The sequence below is a fragment of the Fusibacter sp. A1 genome (assembly GCF_004125825.1).
Classification (GTDB): domain Bacteria; phylum Bacillota; class Clostridia; order Peptostreptococcales; family Acidaminobacteraceae; genus QQWI01.
Genome location: NZ_QQWI01000008.1, coordinates 154,682 through 173,219, shown reverse-complemented (window position 1 = coordinate 173,219; position 18,538 = coordinate 154,682). Strand labels below are relative to the sequence as shown.

General features: G+C 45.0%; 16 protein-coding genes. 14 read left to right on the top strand and 2 right to left on the bottom strand.

Translation table 11 applies throughout. From position 1 onward, the window contains the following. Positions 1 to 21 precede the first annotated feature (21 nt). From DWB64_RS12975 to DWB64_RS12915, 13 genes are read left to right on the top strand one after another with little or no spacing between them, the layout of a single operon-like run. Positions 22 to 855, top strand: coding sequence for a type 1 glutamine amidotransferase domain-containing protein (locus DWB64_RS12975; protein WP_129488674.1), 834 nt, complete (start codon positions 22 to 24; stop codon positions 853 to 855). 2 nt (positions 856 to 857) lie between these two features. Next, positions 858 to 2,870: an ankyrin repeat domain-containing protein gene (locus DWB64_RS12970; RefSeq protein WP_164980406.1), complete on the top strand. Its 2,013-nt coding sequence runs from the start codon at positions 858 to 860 to the stop codon at positions 2,868 to 2,870. A 15-nt stretch (positions 2,871 to 2,885) separates the two neighbouring features. Next, entirely contained in the window at positions 2,886 to 3,323 is a 438-nt protein-coding gene (locus DWB64_RS12965; protein WP_129488672.1) for an ester cyclase, read from the top strand. 48 nt (positions 3,324 to 3,371) lie between these two features. Continuing rightward, on the top strand, positions 3,372 to 5,195 hold the full coding sequence (locus tag DWB64_RS12960) for an AGE family epimerase/isomerase (RefSeq protein ID WP_129488671.1): 1,824 nt from the start codon (positions 3,372 to 3,374) through the stop codon (positions 5,193 to 5,195). A gap of 44 nt (positions 5,196 to 5,239) precedes the next feature. After that, on the top strand, positions 5,240 to 7,351 hold the full coding sequence (glgX, locus tag DWB64_RS12955) for a glycogen debranching protein GlgX (protein WP_129488670.1): 2,112 nt from the start codon (positions 5,240 to 5,242) through the stop codon (positions 7,349 to 7,351). Between the two features lie 24 nt (positions 7,352 to 7,375). Continuing rightward, positions 7,376 to 7,705 (top strand): STAS domain-containing protein, encoded by a 330-nt coding sequence (locus DWB64_RS12950; RefSeq protein ID WP_129488669.1) that lies wholly within the window; start codon positions 7,376 to 7,378, stop codon positions 7,703 to 7,705. Positions 7,706 to 7,729: 24 nt separating this feature from the next. After that, the gene (locus DWB64_RS12945) at positions 7,730 to 8,299 is read left to right on the top strand and encodes a DJ-1/PfpI family protein (RefSeq protein ID WP_129488668.1); all 570 of its coding nucleotides are present in this window, start codon (positions 7,730 to 7,732) and stop codon (positions 8,297 to 8,299) included. Positions 8,300 to 8,327: 28 nt separating this feature from the next. Continuing rightward, positions 8,328 to 9,494 (top strand): cation diffusion facilitator family transporter, encoded by a 1,167-nt coding sequence (locus DWB64_RS12940; RefSeq protein WP_164980405.1) that lies wholly within the window; start codon positions 8,328 to 8,330, stop codon positions 9,492 to 9,494. A 38-nt stretch (positions 9,495 to 9,532) separates the two neighbouring features. Continuing rightward, positions 9,533 to 9,829: an STAS domain-containing protein gene (locus DWB64_RS12935; RefSeq protein ID WP_129488666.1), complete on the top strand. Its 297-nt coding sequence runs from the start codon at positions 9,533 to 9,535 to the stop codon at positions 9,827 to 9,829. Positions 9,830 to 9,852: 23 nt separating this feature from the next. Next, positions 9,853 to 11,637, top strand: coding sequence for an MATE family efflux transporter (locus tag DWB64_RS12930; protein WP_129488665.1), 1,785 nt, complete (start codon positions 9,853 to 9,855; stop codon positions 11,635 to 11,637). Positions 11,638 to 11,663: 26 nt separating this feature from the next. Further along, complete coding sequence (locus DWB64_RS12925; protein ID WP_129488664.1) at positions 11,664 to 12,431, top strand: hypothetical protein; 768 nt, start codon at positions 11,664 to 11,666, stop codon at positions 12,429 to 12,431. Then, the gene (locus tag DWB64_RS19480) at positions 12,415 to 14,955 is read left to right on the top strand and encodes a SpoIIE family protein phosphatase (protein WP_129488663.1); all 2,541 of its coding nucleotides are present in this window, start codon (positions 12,415 to 12,417) and stop codon (positions 14,953 to 14,955) included. Before DWB64_RS12925 ends, DWB64_RS19480 begins: the two co-directional genes overlap by 17 nt. A 24-nt stretch (positions 14,956 to 14,979) precedes the next feature. After that, positions 14,980 to 15,480, top strand: a complete 501-nt coding sequence (locus DWB64_RS12915) for a nitroreductase family protein (protein ID WP_129488662.1) — start codon at positions 14,980 to 14,982, stop codon at positions 15,478 to 15,480. 38 nt (positions 15,481 to 15,518) lie between these two features. On the opposite strand, the gene DWB64_RS12910 is transcribed toward DWB64_RS12915, so the two are convergent. Then, entirely contained in the window at positions 15,519 to 16,898 is a 1,380-nt protein-coding gene (locus tag DWB64_RS12910) for an MATE family efflux transporter (RefSeq protein WP_129488661.1), read from the bottom strand. Beyond that, on the bottom strand, positions 16,885 to 17,346 hold the full coding sequence (locus DWB64_RS12905; protein WP_129488660.1) for a MarR family winged helix-turn-helix transcriptional regulator: 462 nt from the start codon (positions 17,344 to 17,346) through the stop codon (positions 16,885 to 16,887). The genes DWB64_RS12910 and DWB64_RS12905 overlap by 14 nt, the downstream gene beginning before the upstream one ends. Positions 17,347 to 17,531: 185 nt before the next feature. Here DWB64_RS12905 and DWB64_RS12900 point away from each other — a divergent pair, with 185 nt between their 5' ends. Continuing rightward, positions 17,532 to 18,476, top strand: coding sequence for a peptidylprolyl isomerase (locus DWB64_RS12900; protein ID WP_164980404.1), 945 nt, complete (start codon positions 17,532 to 17,534; stop codon positions 18,474 to 18,476). The last annotated feature ends 62 nt before the right edge of the window (positions 18,477 to 18,538 follow it).

Below are 18,538 nucleotides of genomic sequence, written 5' to 3'. Positions count from 1 at the left end.
ATGATGAAAGGATGAAGATAAATGCCTAAAAAAGTTCTTGTAGCTCTTTCGGAAAAAGGATTTTGGGTGGAGGAGCTGCTTAAGCCCCTTGATCGGCTCAAAGAAGCAGGTATAGCATACGATTTTCTGGTGAACACAGGTAAGACCACGCCTTTTCCGGATGGTGCCTCACTAGAGGCCGCCTACGTCGATCCGCCTCTTGGACGACCGGTAACCACTGATGAAATGGCCGAAAGAGGAAAGTCTACAAATTGGGATACGTTTTTCACGGACACTATCGTACTTAAGGACTTGATGCCCGTGAGGCCTTATTTGAGTTCTGAGCGCTACCTGTATGCGCTGGAAGATTACTATAAGGCGCGCCAAGATGCATGGGAAAAGCTGAACGACTACGATGCGTTGCTGATGGTCGGCGGCGGTGGAGCTGTGGTGGACATGGTCAACAACAACCGGCTGCATGATGTGATTCTTGGGTTCTACTATCGGGATAAGCCGATTGCGGCAGAGTGCTATACCGTGACTTGTCTGGCTTTTGCACGTGAGCTGGATAGCCGAAAAAGCATCTTGGTGGGCAGACATGTGACCGGCCATACAATGGAATATGATTATACAGCTAATTGGGCAATTTTTGCCAATGGCGACTATTTCAATTTTGATTCTCCTCCTTTTCCGCTTGAATATATTCTGCGTGATACGGTAGGGGTGCATGGAAGGTTCCACAGCAATATTGGAAGAGCTACATCTGTGATTGTAGACTATCCGTTTATTACGAGCCGCTCTGTCGAGTCTTCGGATGAATGCGGAAGGCTGCTTGTTGATGTGCTTGAAAAAGGTGTAAGAAAGTACGGGTGGTGACGGTGAGTATTGAAGTCGATACGATTGATACCTTTTTAAAGGGACTCAGGTGCGAGTCTGGAGGATATTCAGAGACGATGGGCGGCGAAAACAGCCTTAGGTCTACCCTAAGCGTTGTAAAGGCGCTCGGCGAACTAGACCGATTTGACGGCAAGGGATCGGTGCCCCATGTGGTTGACTTTGTGAAGGCCTGCCACAAGCAGTCGGGTGGGTTTTCGATTAGTCCACTGGAGGCGGAGTCGCCGTATGATACCACGAACGGTCTGATCCTTTTAAAAAACATAGGTGAAACGGAGCTACTTGCACAGTATCTTCCTAAAGCGCTTGATTACATCAGTCAGGCGGCTGTGACCCAGTTTGACTTTTTTATGGCTATCGCGGCATATGAGGAATGTGAAGTCGCTGGTGCTGTTCCGCAAGCATTTGTTTTGTTTTTTGAAAAAATGCTGAGTGCGAGTCTTATTGAAGGAAGGGTCGCAGATACTGCGATTGCGGCATCGGCTCTTTTGAGGGCTCATGAAACTATACCTGAGAGTGATAGGATTATCAGTTTTTTGCTTTCTAAGCAAAATGCGGATGGCGGTTTTGGAGAATCTGAAACCTCGACACTGTTCGCGACTTACTGTGTGATGCGTCTTTTGGTTTTAAAACAGGCTACTCCGGATGGTATTAGGTTGCAGAAGTATCTTGATAGCCTTAAGACGCGCTTTGGATATTCGGATGTGACAGGTGGAAAGACATCGGCAGGTGCGACCTACATGAACCTTAGCATGAGGGGCTGGTTAAGGGACTTGCAGGGCTATGCTGTCAGCATGAGCCGAATTGGTGATGTAGATGGGCTCAGGCGATGGCTTGAACATGGCGGGGATCCCGATCTTTACGACAGTGAGGGGTGGACGGTGCTGCTTGCAGCCGCCGCCCGTGGTCAAGCACAGGTTGTCGATCTTTTACTGAATCATACGATGAAAAACGTACCAGTTGCAGATCCGACGCTTAGGTTCATACAGGCGGACGCCTTACCTATCTATATGGCGGGACAAAACGGCGATGTACAGACTGTCAGACTGCTGCTGAATGCGGATGCCAGCCATTTACACGAAATCAGCGGTGTCAACGGTCATACCGTATTGCTACAGGCGGCGTTCTACGGTAAAGAAAAACATCTGGAACTTGTGAGGTACTTACTGGACAGTGCAGATGGGGCGACCCAAAAACAGATGTTATGCTCGACTAATGTACGAGGCTATTCTGCGCTGGACATGCAGGATTTATGGCACAACGAGGCGATGAAAGCACTGCTTCTAAGTTATTACCCTGCAAATAGCGACGGCTACCTACTACAAAAACAGGAGTACTATAATAGATTACTTTTACGCATCGCATCACCTCAGGCCCTGACCGATGAACTCATCGATACGATAGAAACGTGTCTTGAATCAGCGGATACAGAAGTGTTTATTAGGCGCATCGACCAAATTCTAGCCATGCCGCACTTTGATATCGACCGACTCGGCGGACCGCTCCAGATGACGCCACTTGTCTTCACACTGACTGGCGTGGATGCAAATGATGAGAAAAGGGCCAACAGGCGATACAGGTTGGCGACCAAACTGCTAGAGGCGGGTGCCGACCCTAAAGTACGTGAGAAACACCCTATGGCGGTGGGAGCTGTCATTCGCGCGTCGGTGCTGAACAACTTTGAGCTCCTGAAACTGCTTAGGAAACATATGACTGCAGAGGACTTTGCTGTAGAACTGAATATCAGTCCTGCTGTGAATGGTCTTACAGCCATGCACGATGCGATACACCGAGCGCTTACTTCGCCGCTTTCTCAACTTGATGGACATATCAGGCAGATCGAATGGATGATTGGTCAAGGTGCGCGGCTTGATATTGCGGACCATACGGGACAAACCCAATATCAGCTGGCTGACTCTGCTAGAACGGATAGTGGTTTTCCAAATGTTAATGCAAGTGCTGTCTGGCAAGTGATAAGCGCGACAGCTGAAATTTGAAAGGAAGGTATAGTTATGGTTGAAATCACAAAGGATAGGGCACTGGAGATCATCACTCCTTTTTATGATCTGTTCAGATCGGATAAACGCGACTGGGAAAAGGGGTTTGACAGTCTGCACGACGATTGGGTTTCAAGGGACGGCAACGGACCGAATGCGTTTAGAACCAAGGACCAGACCAAAGAATATCTGGGAAACTTCTTTAAGATGATTCCTGATATCAATGTCAAGAACCTAGACGTCTTTGTAAACGGCGAGTGGATCATCGTACGTTCGGAACTGACCGGTACACCTGCCGGGGACCAGTTTTTGGGTGAGCCTGTAACTGGAAAGCCGTTTCATATCATGGCGCTGGATATGAACAGGGTTGATGAAAACGGAAAGCTAGTAGAGCTTTATCACTGCGAAAACTGGGCGATTGCCATCATGCAGGTTCGTGGAGCGTGGGAATAGTTGATTGTAGAATAGCTCGATAGGACAACGAATGGATAGGGTGATGATATGAATACTCAGTTTGAATTTTCAGATTTGATAGCAGGTTATTTATCAAACTACAACGAGACGGCAAAGACCTTTAGCGTGACAACAACTGATGGAAGATTATTTGATGTTTCACTGACCGCAAATACCTATGCCCGGATCACCGGTAATCTTAACGAAGGTTATGAGTATCCTGGTGACGGCATGTACGATCTTCTTTGCCAGGACGGCAAGATGGTTTTTGTATATGGAATTTATTATCCTCAAAAAGAGAAGAACGCTTTTGAAGCGAAGGTGATTGACTTCTGCTCAAGTGAAAAGGAGACCTATCGCTTTGAGGAGCCGGACTGGTGGATCAAACAAGCGAGGAGCATCGGCGAATTTTATGTGAATGCCGAGTTTGGCAAGGGTCAAGAAATAGATTATCAGAACTATCGTACCAGATTACATATCAACGGCGAAAAGAAGCCCGAACACAGGCAGGAGACGGATACTATCTCGCGTATGGTGTACGGTCTGGCGAGCGCTTATATGTTGACTGGAGAAGATGTTTTTCTTGAGGCGGCTGAAAAGGGTAGCGAGTACCTTCGCGACCATATGAGACTGATCGATACGGACTACAATGTGGCCTACTGGTGTCATGGGATTGATGTTAAGGCGGATGGATCTGAATTTAAGGTCTTTGCATCTGAATTTGGTGACGACTATGAGGCGATCCCGGCGTATGAGCAGATTTATGCGCTTGCGGGCCTTACCCAGACCTACCGCATCACAGGGTCCAATAAGATTTTTAACGATATCAAAATGACCACTGACCTGTTCGACAAGTTCTTTGTGGACAATGAAAAAGGCGGTTACTACAGCCATGTTGATCCGATCATGTTCAGCCCTCATGACGAGAGTCTTGGGGATAACAGGTCTAAGAAGAACTGGAACTCGGTTGGAGACCATGCGCCTGCTTACCTGATCAATCTTTGGCTGGCTACTGAAAACGAAAAGTACGGTAAGTTCCTAGAGGGGACTGCGGACTGCATCACCGATCATTTTCAGGATTACGAGAACAGTCCTTTTGTGCAGGAAAAGTTCAATGACGACTGGTCCCATGATAAATCGTGGAAATGGCAGCAGGACAACGGCGTGATCGGACATAATCTGAAGATCGCATGGAATTTGATGCGTATCAACAGTCTGTATGCCAAGGACAAGTACGTGGACTTTGCTAAAAAAATTGGTGCGGTGATGCCGAAGGTCGGCATGGACAAGCAGCGTTTTGGATGGTATGACGTGGTAGCAAGAACGGTGCCTGACGAGAGAGATGTGCACCCCTTTGCATGGCATGACCGAAAGGCGTGGTGGCAACAGGAACAGGGTATTCTTGCCTATCAGATACTCTACGGTGTGATAGGTGGTGAGGAATACTTGAAGTATGCGAGGGAGTCCGCTGCATTTTATAACGCGTATTTTTTGGACCATGACGATGGCGGTATCTATTTTAATGTGCTCAACAACGGCATTCCGTATCTGCTTGGTAACGAAAGGCTTAAGGGAAGCCACTCGATGGCTTGTTATCATTCGATCGAGTTATGCTACCTTTCGGCTGTGTATATCAATCTGCTGCATACTAAAAAGCCGCTTGACCTGTACTTTAAGCCTGAGGTGGACGGTTTCACAGACGGTATCCTTCGTGTGGCGCCTGATTTGCTGCCTAAGGGATCGATCTATATTGAAAACGTATGGATAGACGGCGAGGAATACGCAGATTTTGATGCGCAAAAGCTTCATGTAAGGCTGCCTAAGCTAACGGAAAGAAAACAAATCAAAGTACGAATCGCTCCAAGGATTTAGCAACCATTGAGCTAGTAGGTATCTAATTAAGGATAGGTGAGATTTTGAATAGAATCGATATTAATCCGACTGTGGAATACCAGGGCTATGCGATTGGTCCTGGAAGGGTATTGCCTTTTGGCGCGACGCTTGTGAGTGGGGGTATCAATTTTTCTGTTTACTCACGAAACGCAAAGTCGTGCACCCTTGTACTCTTTGATAAAGGCGAGAAGCAACCGATGGTGGAGATACCCTATCCTGAAGATTTCAGGTTAGGCGACGTGTATTCGATGGTTGTTTTTGGACTGGCTTTTGAAAACATTGAATATGGCTATCGCTTTGATGGTGAATATGACTTTAAGCGTGGTCACTTGTACAATAAAGAAAATATTCTGCTCGACCCCTATACAAAAGCGGTGGGTGGAAGAAGCGTATGGGGAACAGAGCCCGATTGGGGGGATATCATGCCCCATCGGTCGAAGATCATCGCGGATGACTTTGACTGGCAGGGTGACAAACCCCTTGAAATACCGATGGAAGACCTTGTGATTTATGAATGCAATGTCCGCGGATTTACAAAACATGAATCGTCAAAGGTGAAATATCCAGGCACGTTTGCGGGTTTTAGGGATAAGATTCCGTATTTGAAGGAGCTTGGAGTGAACTGCGTCGAGCTTATGCCGATTTATGAATTTGATGAGTTTGAAAACTCTAAACCTTCACCGATTACCGGTGAGAGAATGCTCAACTACTGGGGCTACAGCTCGATCGCCTTTTTCGCGCCAAAAGCGGGGCTTGCCGCGGGCGGAAAAAACGACATGCAGGTCGACGAGTTGAAGAATCTGATCAAGCATCTTCATAAGAACGGCATCGAGGTCATCCTGGATGTGGTCTTCAATCACACTGCCGAGGGCAATGAGAACGGACCGTCCATCTCCTTTAGGGGGATTGACAACAAAATCTACTATATGCTCACAGAGGAAGGCTACTATTACAACTTCAGCGGCTGCGGCAATACGGTCAACTGCAACCATCCTATTGTTAGAAACATGATTCTCGATTGCCTGCGCTACTGGGCGAGCGAGTACCATATCGATGGGTTTAGGTTTGACCTTGCCGCCATCATGGGACGAAACCAAGACGGGTCGCCCATGCACAATCCGCCTTTACTTGAGATTTTAGCCTACGACCCGGTCTTGAGCCGCTGCAAGCTTATTGCAGAAGCTTGGGATGCGGGGGGCCTTTACCAAGTGGGGAATTTTCCTTCGTGGGGGCATTTTTCGGAGTGGAACGGAAAGTATCGAAATGCCATCCGAAAACTGTTAAAGGGTGATGAGAACACTCTTCATGAAGCGGTGACAAGAATCTTGGGATCGTCAGACCTTTATTCGCACCAAGGGATGGGAACCAATTCGTCTATCAACTTCATCAACTGTCATGACGGTTTTACCCTGATGGACCTTGTGTCGTATAACGACAAGCACAACGAGGCCAACGGTGAGGACAACCGAGACGGAAGCGACGACAATTGCAGTTGGAACTGCGGATGGGAAGGCGAAAGCAGCGATCCCGCTGTCAACCAACTTCGTAAAATGCAGGTGAAGAATGCCCTAACGGTACTGATGCTCAGCAGAGGGGTTCCTATGTTTCTTGCAGGCGATGAGTTTGGCAACACGCAGTTTGGCAATAATAACGCGTATTGCCAAGACAACGAGATTTCGTGGCTTGATTGGAAGTTGACTGAGCAGAACAAGGAGATACTCGATTTTGCAAAAGGCATTATCGCATTTAGGAACGCGCACCCTGTACTACGGGGCAATCGTCATGTAGCGGCTACGGATTATCAAGGCTTTGGAAAACCGGATGTATCCATCCATGGAGTTAAACCTTGGGAACCTGATTACGGCGGACGTGCGATAGCACTCATGTATTCGGGTGATTATGCCAAAGACGATGTAGCCAAAAATGAGGACATCTATTTTGCGATTAACTCGCATTGGGACACTTTGTATTTTGAACCACCCGGTTTTGACGATGGCAAGGCATGGCACTTGGCTGTAAATACTTCGATGCCGCCAGGGCAGGACGTTTATGCCAAAGGAGACGAACCGCTTATTGATGCACAAAACAATATCGTTGTGGGCGGTCGGTCGATGATCGTACTGATTCGACGGTAATGAAATGAAATTTGGAGGAACCAAATGGCTAAATATGTTAATAAGAATTCTGACGGAAACCTTGAAGTAAAGCTGGAAGTAAGACTTGATGCAGCGCTGGCACCTGTGTACATGGATGAACTAAGGGTGTATACGAAACAGGACATTAAGAAGATATTGCTATTCGCAGGTGAAACTGAATACATGAGTAGTGCGGGTATTCGCGTGATTCTATTTGCAAAGCAAAAAATCAGTCAGGACGCCGAAGTCTGTCTAATCGCCCCTAAACCCTTTGTCACCGAAACCTTGCAACTCACAGGGCTGTATGATTATTTGACAGTGCTGGACGACTATGAGGGAAAAACGACGATATGACCCGACAAAAGGAGAAATGAATCGATGAAGCCAGAGGTAAAGAAAATCGCCATACTCATTGAGGCGGATTTTTATGAGAACGAGATCTTTTATTATCAGCTTCGATTTGCTGAAGAAGGCATACAACTTCATTTTCTATCTCGATTATGGAACCAGGACAGACTGACGTTTTTGGGGCACGAGTTTAGAGCTCCGTTTATATGCGAAGAGAGTTTTGAAGATTTGAGCGAGGCGGACCTCGCTCAATATGCTGCAATTATCGTTCCAGCGGGAATGGTTTCTGACAGATTGAGGTATACAGAAGATGTAAGTCAACTACCGCCTGTGAGTGAATTTATGAAAAAGGCTTTTGCCAACAAAAACCTGATTAAGGGCATCATATGTCATGGCATGTGGTTAATGTCGGCAACCCCCGAACTTGTTGAGGGAAGGAGAGCGGTTGTTCACAATAACTTGCTTGGAGATGCGAGAAACATGGGTATTATCTATGTTGATAAGGACGTGGTAGTTGATGCTGATCTTGTGACTGCGCGTACCGGCGGGCACTGCAATTTCTTCGCTAAAAAAATTATCGAACTGATTAAGGAACAATGAAACCCGGTTCAACAAAGGTGGAATGAATATGATTGCAAATTTATTGGCAAAGCTGTTTATTAAAAACTATCAGTTGGTGGAAAACCCGAAAGTCAGGGAAAGTTATGCGAGAATGGCTAATATCTTCTTTATGGTCGTTATGGGATCGATGGGCGTTGTGAAATACCTGATTGGTAGCTCCGTTGGTTCGATTGCCATCAGTTCATCTGCATTTGCTGATTTTTCGGATATTGGACTGGCTGCGATGATGATGATAAGTTTTAAGTTGGCAGGTAAAAAACCGGATGTGAAACACCCTTTCGGATATGCTCGAATCGAGTATATTTCGGGGATAATCGTATCGATGATTATCCTTCTTCTCGGAATCGAGTTGTTGCAATCCTCTATTGAGAAGATTGTTGCCCCGGAGCCGCCAGAGGTCTCTACAGCCGCTTATATCATCATGGCGGTTTCTGTAGTCGTCAATCTTACGGTCTTTAGCGTCAATAAGACAGTCAGTAAGAAAATAAGGTCTTCTTCGATAGGTGCGGCAGCGACAAAAAACATAGTGGACGGATTGGCCTCACTTGTTATTCTGGGATCCTTGGTGGTCTTTGCGATATTCAGCGTGGACCTTGACGGCTATGTGGGTTTGTTGATGTCGATCACGGTGCTGTATTCTGCTGTGACATCTTTTAAAGAAACCGCCAATCCACTGTTGGGGCTCGTACCGGATCTTGCATTTACTGAAGAAATAAGAAAAAGGGTGCTCAGTTATCCCTATGTTATCGGCACCCATAATGAAATTGTACACAATTATGGCAACAATCATTGCTACGTGTCCCTGCACGCCGAGTTTTCGGAGGAGCTTTCTGCAGTCGAAATACACCAGATCATCGGTGATATCGAGCAGGACTTTCTGTTCGACGGAATTCAGATCAATATTCATTTTGATCTTGTGGCAAAAGAGGACAAGCTGACTATGGAAATCGAGAAGCATCTTCTAGAGATTTGCGAGAAGCTGAAGTACAAGGTGTCGCTGAGCGATTTGAAGATCATGCCGTCGAATGCCGTGACCTATCTGTTTTTCACGGCCACGGTACCTAGGGACCTGAACATCGGGATTGATGAGATGAGACATGAGTTCAGCACCAGAATCAGTGAGTATGACAGCAGTTATAAGGCTGCGATTACCGTTAGCTACAGTCATGTGTAAAGTTGACAAAAGGTTATGAGTGTTATGGAGGGATCTAGATGAACATCACAAGAGAAACAGATGGTACAAAATTAATACTCGCCCTTGAAGGGCGGTTGGATACGACTACCGCACCGGTATTTGAAACAGAGGTGAATGCGATCACTGACGACATTAAGCAGCTTGAACTGAATTTTGGTAAACTGGAATATCTGTCATCGGCAGGACTTCGAATCATTCTGGCGGCTCAAAAGCAAATGAACAGACAGGGTGAGATGGTCATCGTCAATGTGAACACGAGCATACAAGAGGTTTTCGACATTACAGGCTTTGCCGATATTCTGACAATAAGGTAAAAAGATTAGGGGATAAGTGAGCGATGCTAAAGGATCATGGAGCAGTATCACGTCAGTTATATAAGAAGACACTTTACAGTTCGATGTCGGCACTGATGATGGGTGTGGTGGGGCAAATGGCGAACGGGTTGTTCGCGGGCAACTTTATCGGCACTTCGGCATTGGCGGTGATAGGCTTAACTGTGCCTGTTTACTACCTGTTTGCCACTGTAGCGAATATGCTTGGTATCGGCGGTGTCGCCTTGTGTTCTAAGTACATTGGAATAGGAGAGGACCTTAAGTGCGCCAAAGCGGCTACGACGACCTATTTGGCTGGTGTGATACTCTATCTTCTTTTGGCTGTTGTCTCGTTTGCCTTACTGCCTTTTGTGATTAGGTTGTTGGGAACGCCTGCAGAACTCTTAGGTGATGTGTATGAGTTTAGCGCGGTGATGATTGTCGGAGGATTTTTCATTATCGGCACCTATCTGTCTTTTAACTTTTTAAGGTTTGATGGAAAGAATCTTGAATTGACTTTATTTTTTATCTTGATGGCTGCTGTCAATGTTGCCTTCAATTACGTATTTATCATCGTTCTTAACTACGGTGTTGTGGGCATCGCCATATCAACTGCGATTGCTGGAGCGGCTGTGACGGTCTTTTCTGCTGTTTCATTGAATTACAGGGGCAATAGCCTACGATTTGTAAAAATCAGTAGCGATGAGTTCTTGAGCTTATCAAAGGAAATCGTGTCGATCGGTAGTCCAGGGGCGGTTGAGAATATTTCGAACTTGCTTCGGTTCTTGCTGCTTAACAGGTTGGTTGTGACTTTGTTTGGAAGTATCGCCATGTCTACTTTTGCAGTAGTTGGTACGATCAACATGTTTATTGTTTCTGTAATCGCTGGAATCGCAGGACCTTTAGTACCTTTCATAGGAGTGTTCGCAGAAGAAAAGGATATCCAAAGCATCAAACAGATATTGGCATCTGCGGTGAGACACGGATTGTTGTGGGTCTCGCCGAGTTCGATTCTGTGCATCCTGTTTGCAAAGGAGCTTTCTTCACTGTTTGGCATGCATGGTCAACAGCTTTTGGATTACTCGGTGCCTGCGTTTATCATCATCTCCTTTTCGTTTATTCCATCGCTATTCAATAACATCATCATTTCGATAAACGTAGCAAACGGACATACTAAGGTTGCGAATGCCTTGACGTTTGCAAAAAATATTTTAGTCATATTGCCGCTTGCCTATGGCATGTCTTATTCCTTTGGCATCATCGGATTTTGGTTTGCTTTTACGCTGAATGAACTGATGGTCCTTATCATGGCTGTGATCGTACATATTCGTGTGTCGATAAAGTATCCCGAACTGTCCAAAGTGACGCTTCTTGATTATAGTGTCGAGAAGGACGGCAAATACGTGGCCTTTTCGGTGAAGAACAATATCGAAGAAATTATGGCGGCGATAGGAAAAATCAGTGAATTTTGCGAGTTGAACGGAGTGAAAGACAAGTCTTCGATCTATATCTCACTTGCTCTTGAAGAGATGCTGATCTTGACTTCTGAGCATTCGTTTGAAATCGGTCAGGAGGGGGAGATCAGTGTGAGGATTCTTCTTCACAATGAGACAATAACACTTCGCATACGTAACACGAGCAATAGGTTCAATCCGATTGAATATTATGAAACGAGACGCAGCAAAAATGTCAGTGATGAGTTGGAACTTGATGATAGCATTGGAATCAAAATGATAATCGGTATGTCAAAATCAATGACTTACAGAAGGACATTCGGGATCAATAATTTAACGATTATTCTTTCGGAGTAGGGTCTGTAAATGAAAGGGAGATAATTATGATCGATTACACTGTCACCTATCAGGATAAATCAGTCACTGTACGTGAAATGACCTTTGAGGATATACTCGAAGTCGCTGGGCTGTACTCTGAGATTGAGATAAACATCAGCAATTATAAAGAAAAATTGTTCGAGGAAAACGAAAATTCCTTCAACAGGCGTGGTGGAATGTTCTTTCCTCAAAATGAAAAAACGCTTCATACGCTGCTGAAGAAAGGCGAAAAATTTCTGCTCGGTATCGAACAGGATAGGGTGACAGCGATGATTTGGTTTGCTTCTAATATAAGAAGCGACGGGTATTATGACAAACTTACATACATAAGCGACGACTTGCAGGCCATTGTGCAAAAAGAGGTGAAAAGAGGTACCATTGTGGATGGGGGAGAGATTATCGTATCTAAGCGGTGCACTTTTCCGCACCTTGCTGAAATTCTTCTCTATACGTTTATGACGTATATCTCATCTAAAGGCTTTACCAGTACGAATGGTGAAGTATACAGGGTGGTCGGTTATTCAGATAGCTGCGGGCAAGGAGACCTTGATGTCTTTAATTCAAGATCGATGGCTCTACTTGAAAAAACAGGGGCAAAACGGTTGGCGACGGTTCCTAGAAAAACAGTGGTAATGGAAAATGTAACTGTCGAAGTTGAACCTATCGCTGTTTTGTGGGATGTAAAAGAATCATTAGGATTAATTAAAACGCGACTTCAAAAATCGGGGCTTGTACTTGAGGAAGGAGAGGATTTGATTGAAACGGGGAATTAAAAGTAAAATCGTAAGAATCATGCTGTCTATTTCTTTATCAAGTCTTTTGATGTACATTGTCATCTTTCAGATCAGCAGTTATTTTTCGGCTGATATTGTTGAACGTGCTACAGATCAAATGGGTAGGAAGTCTTCAACGAACAGTGAGAACCTGCTAATCAGTCAAAGCATTAAAGATTCGGAACAGATTATCTTAAAGAACAGTGAACTTGTCAATAGCCAGTTGAATGAGATAGCTATGGATTTAAGTGCTATCGCTACTGCGATTACCTATATCAATGATCATTCGGACCTTTATATGCCTGTTATGGTAAAGTCGGCCCAGGAGTTAGTGGATCAAGGGTTGTCGGATGGAAGAACGATACACTACGCACTTGGTGAGGATGTAGAGCTTGAAAGTGTCAGTGACGAGCTTTACCTTATGGGAAACATACTGCCCTTTATGGAAGCCATCAATAACGAAAAGGGGATCATCACCAGTATTTACATCGGTGATGAATCCGGGTTTTCGATAGGGTACGACGAAAACGCGGCACTCAAAGCACCACATGGCATTGTTTATGAGGCAAGAAACAAGTCATGGTACACCGAACCCAAGCAACTAAACGGGTTATATGTTTCACCGCCTTATTCGGATAGTTTTGGTAGAGGATTGACGGTTTCGATGGCAACCCCTTATTACCAAAGGGGAGAATTAAAAGGAATCATAGGGCTTGATGTTCTTATTGAAGACATCAACCAAAGTGTTCTATCAGCCCAAATGGGCGGAAACGGTTATGCGATGCTGCTAGCAGAACAGGGCCGCGTGATTTCGGCACCTGGTTTGACAGAGGAGAATGCTGATCGATCAAATGTTTTTTTGGGCACGAAGGCTGACGAGATTGTGAGTTTGATGAATGAAAATTCAAGCGGGGTCTCCCTGTCTGAAATTGACGGACTACCTGTCTATGTACTTTTTCATAAAATTGAACTCAATAACTGGTATTACATTGCCGTTTTGGATATCGCAAGTATTATTGAGGGGGCGACCGAAGTCAAGATGGTGATCGATGAAATTACGATCGATACACAAAACGAGATCGCCAACGCTTCCTTTTATACGAATATCATACTTATAGGTATGTTTGTTGCTACCGGTATAGTGGTTATCTGGGCGGCAAATAAATTTTCCAAGAAGATTTCGAAGCCGATCTTGATGCTCAATGACGGAGTGAAAATCATATCGAATGGAGATTTCAGCAATAAGGTGGAAATTGAAACTGGAGATGAAATCGAGGAACTTGGAGCTTCGTTCAACAAGATGACCAAGGATCTGGTGGACCATATTGAGAACCTAAAAAAAGTCACTGCAGAAAAGGAAAGAATTGGCGCAGAACTTGATGTTGCGACTAAAATACAGGCGAGTATGCTGCCTTATATCTTTCCTGCTTTTCCAGACCGTAAGGAGTTTGACATCTATGCGACGATGGAACCCGCCAAAGAAGTGGGCGGAGACTTTTATGACTTTTTCTTAATCGATCAGACACATCTGGGTATCGTAATCGCAGATGTTTCAGGCAAGGGGGTTCCTGCTGCGCTGTTTATGGTCATCACGAAAACCTTGATAAAAAACTATGCCCAGCTTGGGATGCCGGCAGCTGAAGTATTTACAAAATCCAACGATCAACTTTGTGAAGGAAATGATGCAGGAATGTTTGTGACGGCCTTTATGGGAATTTTGGAGATTGAGACAGGGAAGTTCGATTATGTGAATGCCGGTCATAATCCACCGCTTATCAAAAAGTCAGATGGCGAATTTGAATGGATAAAAGCTCCTGCAGGATTTGTACTTGCAGGAATGGAAGGCATCAACTATAAACAGCAGAGCCTCATGCTCGAGCCTGATGATGTCATTTATCTATATACCGATGGTGTGACAGAAGCAACAAATCTAGAAAATGAGCTCTTTGCGGAGAGTCGTCTACAAACTATATTAAATGAGAATAAGGAGTCGACTTTGACTGAACTACTGGGCAGTATCAAAACCAACATCGACGCATTTGTAGGTGCCGCACCGCAATTTGATGATATCACGATGCTCGCATTTGAATACAAGGGTCTGGGTAAGATCGAAGTGATCGATTTACCTGCGCAGGTGGATCAACTGCACACGGTGCTTGATTTTATTACGGGGCAGCTTGAAAAGAATCAGTGTCCGATGAAGGTGATGACTCAAATCAATATCGCAGTAGAGGAGATTTTTGTCAACATCGCGCATTATGCGTATGCGAGCACGCCAGAAGGCGTTGGAGACGTGGGAATTTCGTTTAAAGTCGAAGAAAACCCGGCATGTGCCATTATCGAGTTTTCAGACAGAGGGATTCCATATAACCCGATGGAACTTGAGGATCCCGATTTGACACTTTCGGCGGACGACCGTAAAATCGGTGGTTTAGGAATCTATATGGTCAAAAAAAGTATGGACGAAGTCGCATATAAATATCATGAAGGCAAGAATGTACTGACCATCCAAAAACGCTTTTAGTATGGTTGAGAATGGAGGTGTGAAGTGAAAACCATCAATGAAAGAAGAAGCGTCAGAAAATATCTTGACAAACCGGTTGAACAGGAAAAGGTGGAAGCACTATTAAGGGCTGCCATGCAGGCCCCGTCAGCGGGGAATCAACAGCCTTGGGAATTTATCGCAATTCAAAACAGCCAAAAGCTTAACGCGCTTGCAAAGATGAGCCCCTACTCGAGACCCATCGCTGAATCTGCTCTGGCGATTGTTGTAGTGGCTGCTGAAAGCCGCATGAAGTTTCCTGAATACTGGCAACAAGACTTAGCGGCCGCTACACAGAATTTGTTGCTCGAAGCGACAGATTTAGGTTTAGGAGCGGTCTGGTTAGGGGTTGCACCTCTTGAGGAACGCATGCGATTTATCAGTGAGCTATTGGAACTGACTGAGGATAGCAAAGTATTTTCGGTGGTTGCGATCGGTTATCCTGTCATGGCCGACAGCAATAGGTTTGTCGACCGATTCGATCCTTCAAGAATCAAGTATCTATAGCAAATGAGGCATAAAAAAACATCCAGTGAAATTTAAGTTCACTGGATGTTTTCGTTTTTATGATAGGAAGCTTCAGCGGATAACCGGTCGATATCCTTGTGCAAAGTGATATGGCCGCCGATTCCAACAATGACATATGATACGATGAGTGATACAAAAATACCGATTACACCAAGGTAGCTTGATGAGATTAGCGCGAGTGGCACGTAAATCAGTAGCATTTGAACTAAGTTTAGCATAGCTGCCTTGATCGGTCTGTTTAGAGCATTGAGCGCGCCGCTAAAGATCATGATAGCGCCTTGGAAAGCATAACCGATGGGCACGATGCGAAGGTACAAGACTATTGTATCTGTAACTTGCGCCTGGTCAGTGAAGAGTCCTGCGATGGGCTTTGCCAGTATGAATAGCAGCGCATAGGTTACTATGCCGGATAAGGCAGAGAATTTTTCGCTGGATAGGATGCCTTTTTTTATACGATCGATTTTACCTGCGCCGAAGTTTTGCCCTACAAAGACAGGTATCACTGAAGATAGGGCGCTGACTAGGGTAAGTGCGAAATATTCGATACGTGATGCGATACCGTAACCTGCGACAACGGTGGTACCAAAGGTTGCCACTAAGCCTGTGATGATGCCGAGACCGATGGGCATGATCACTTTTGACACAGCATTGGGTAGTCCGATATAAAGGATCTTCTTCCAGGAATCGATGAGTTCTTTATAGTGAATGACTTTAAGTGAGATCACCTTTTCTCGTATGATGAGCACATAAAGTGAAACCGCAAAGGTGATCATCCTTGCAAGGACTGTAGCTGTGGCTGCGCCGCTGACGCCACTTGCCGGAATAAACCCCCAGCCGAAGATGAGGATGGGGTCAAGTAGGATATTTGCGCCTGCTGCGACCATCATGACAATGCTTGGCGTTTTTGTGTCGCCTAGCGCACGAATCGCATTATTGCCGATCATGGGAATGACGATAAAGGGTACTCCCATGTACCAGATGCTCATGTATTCCTTGATGTAGGGCATGACCGACTGATCGGCTCCTAGCAAGGTAAATAGCGGCTCGATGGTCGTTAGTCCGATGGTCATGGCGATGATGGCAAAGACGACCCCAAGGCTTAAGCTGTCGGTGGATAGCCTTACGACTTTTTCGGTATCGTGTTCTCCTACAGCGCGTGAGATGATAGCTGACGCACCGATTCCGATTCCGTGGTTGATGCTGTTAAACACTAGAACCACAGGGAAAGTAAAGGTGAGCGCAGCCATTTGACTGGTGCCTAGCTTACCTACAAAATACGTATCAGCAAGGTTGAATGCGACGATTCCCAAAACACCGAAAATCATAGGTAGGGTAAGGGTTGTCAGGGTCTGTTTTATATCGCCTGTGGTTAAGTCTCTTCGTTTAGTCGTTGCCATGAGCGTTTTCCTCCTTGATGTCTTTTAGCGCATCTTGAACGTTGCCGGATAATTTGATCAGCAGCGATTCGAGTTGTTTTATTTCTTCATCTGTCATGTCCTTAGTCAAAACGGTGGAAACCTCAGAAAGTTTAGTTCTGAGATTTGGCATGATTTGTTTTCCTTTATCTGTCAGGTAGAGTTTGCGGTTTCGTTTATCCGTTTCATCAGCAAGTGCGATAACGAGTCCGTCCGCTTCTAATTTTTTTACTGCTCTTGTGGTATTGGCTCTGTCGATCATGACAAGCTTTCCAAGTTCTTTTAAGTTGATGCCTTCATGGGTGTGTATGTTTATTAGAAACAGATAGTGACTGCTTCCAAACGAAAAATCATGGAGCAGATGGTTTACAACGATACTTTGTTGCCTGTAAATAGCTGAAATATACTTACCTATCGATGGTTTATACATAATATCCTCCTTTTAGTTGCGCGCGCAATCATTATATCACATATTGATTGCGAACGCAATTAATAAAGCAGTGGATTGGCTATGAAAGTAGTAAAGATGTGCAAAATAATCCATTTATTCATGATTTATTCACGAACTATCTGTATGATAGAAAAATCGGAGTAAATCATCATAGGAGGATGGATATGGCAATTAAAAAGCAATTGGTAGTATTAATGATCGTAGCTGTTGTGGCAGCCGCTTTTACAGGGTGTACGGCAACAGGGGTCAAAGACGATGAGGCAGTAGCGAACTACAAGCAGGGTGCATTAAGTGAAACAGAGCTTAGCGATCAATTGATTAAGACTGCGGGTCTTCAAAGCATGCTTGATTTAGTAGATGGCGGTATTTTAGCAGAAGTCGAACCTGTGACTGAAGAGATGACAACCCTTGTAGATGAAAGAATCGCAAGTATCAAGAGCCAGTATCAGGACAACTTTGAAGCGACACTCAAGATGAATGGATTTGATAGCGAAGAAGATCTGAAAAAGGGATTGCTCCTCGATGCTCAAAGACAGGCTTTCATCACACACTATGTGGCTTCCACTGAGTTGACTGCTGATGAGATCCAAGCATACTATGACAACTACGAACCGGATGTTCAAGCCAGTCATATTTTGATACAAGCGGCAGATGCCTCAGACGCGGCACAAGCTGAAGCGAAAAAACAGGCTGAGGACCTGATCAGTCGAATCAATGCTGGTGAGGACTTTGCGGAACTTGCAAAAGAGTTTTCACAGGATCCAGGTTCTGGGGCTAACGGTGGTGCGTTAGGTTCGTTCGGTAGAGGTGCCATGGTCGCGGAATTTGAAGATGCGGTATTTGCTCTTGAAGTTGGCGAAGTAACAAACGTACCTGTTGAAACACAATTTGGATTCCACATTATCATGAAGACAGGCGAAGGTGAAAAACCTTCTTTTGAAGAGATGAGACCGGAAATCGAGACCATTTTAACTTCAGAAATTTTGAATGCTGATCAGAACTTAGCATCTAAAGTACTTGTTCAACTGAGAGAAGATAACGGACTGGAGATTCTTAATCCTGTTCTGGCAAACCAATATCAGTTGTTTAGCGAGCAGGTCGATCAATAAATGAAAGATAGTTGGGATTATGCGAAAGCATGGTCCCAATTTATTTTTATATAGGCAGGTAA

What these genes read in the sequence shown, in the direction of transcription:
- DWB64_RS12975 (WP_129488674.1), top strand. Translation starts at nt 22, where the DNA reads ATGCCTAAAAAAGTTCTTGTAGCTCTTTCGGAAAAAGGATTTTGGGTG.
- DWB64_RS12965 (WP_129488672.1), top strand. Translation starts at nt 2,886, where the DNA reads ATGGTTGAAATCACAAAGGATAGGGCACTGGAGATCATCACTCCTTTT.
- DWB64_RS12960 (WP_129488671.1), top strand. Translation starts at nt 3,372, where the DNA reads ATGAATACTCAGTTTGAATTTTCAGATTTGATAGCAGGTTATTTATCA.
- DWB64_RS12950 (WP_129488669.1), top strand. Translation starts at nt 7,376, where the DNA reads ATGGCTAAATATGTTAATAAGAATTCTGACGGAAACCTTGAAGTAAAG.
- DWB64_RS12945 (WP_129488668.1), top strand. Translation starts at nt 7,730, where the DNA reads ATGAAGCCAGAGGTAAAGAAAATCGCCATACTCATTGAGGCGGATTTT.
- DWB64_RS12940 (WP_164980405.1), top strand. Translation starts at nt 8,328, where the DNA reads ATGATTGCAAATTTATTGGCAAAGCTGTTTATTAAAAACTATCAGTTG.
- DWB64_RS12935 (WP_129488666.1), top strand. Translation starts at nt 9,533, where the DNA reads ATGAACATCACAAGAGAAACAGATGGTACAAAATTAATACTCGCCCTT.
- DWB64_RS12930 (WP_129488665.1), top strand. Translation starts at nt 9,853, where the DNA reads ATGCTAAAGGATCATGGAGCAGTATCACGTCAGTTATATAAGAAGACA.
- DWB64_RS12925 (WP_129488664.1), top strand. Translation starts at nt 11,664, where the DNA reads ATGATCGATTACACTGTCACCTATCAGGATAAATCAGTCACTGTACGT.
- DWB64_RS12910 (WP_129488661.1), bottom strand. Translation starts at nt 16,898, where the DNA reads ATGGCAACGACTAAACGAAGAGACTTAACCACAGGCGATATAAAACAG.
- DWB64_RS12905 (WP_129488660.1), bottom strand. Translation starts at nt 17,346, where the DNA reads ATGTATAAACCATCGATAGGTAAGTATATTTCAGCTATTTACAGGCAA.
- DWB64_RS12900 (WP_164980404.1), top strand. Translation starts at nt 17,532, where the DNA reads ATGGCAATTAAAAAGCAATTGGTAGTATTAATGATCGTAGCTGTTGTG.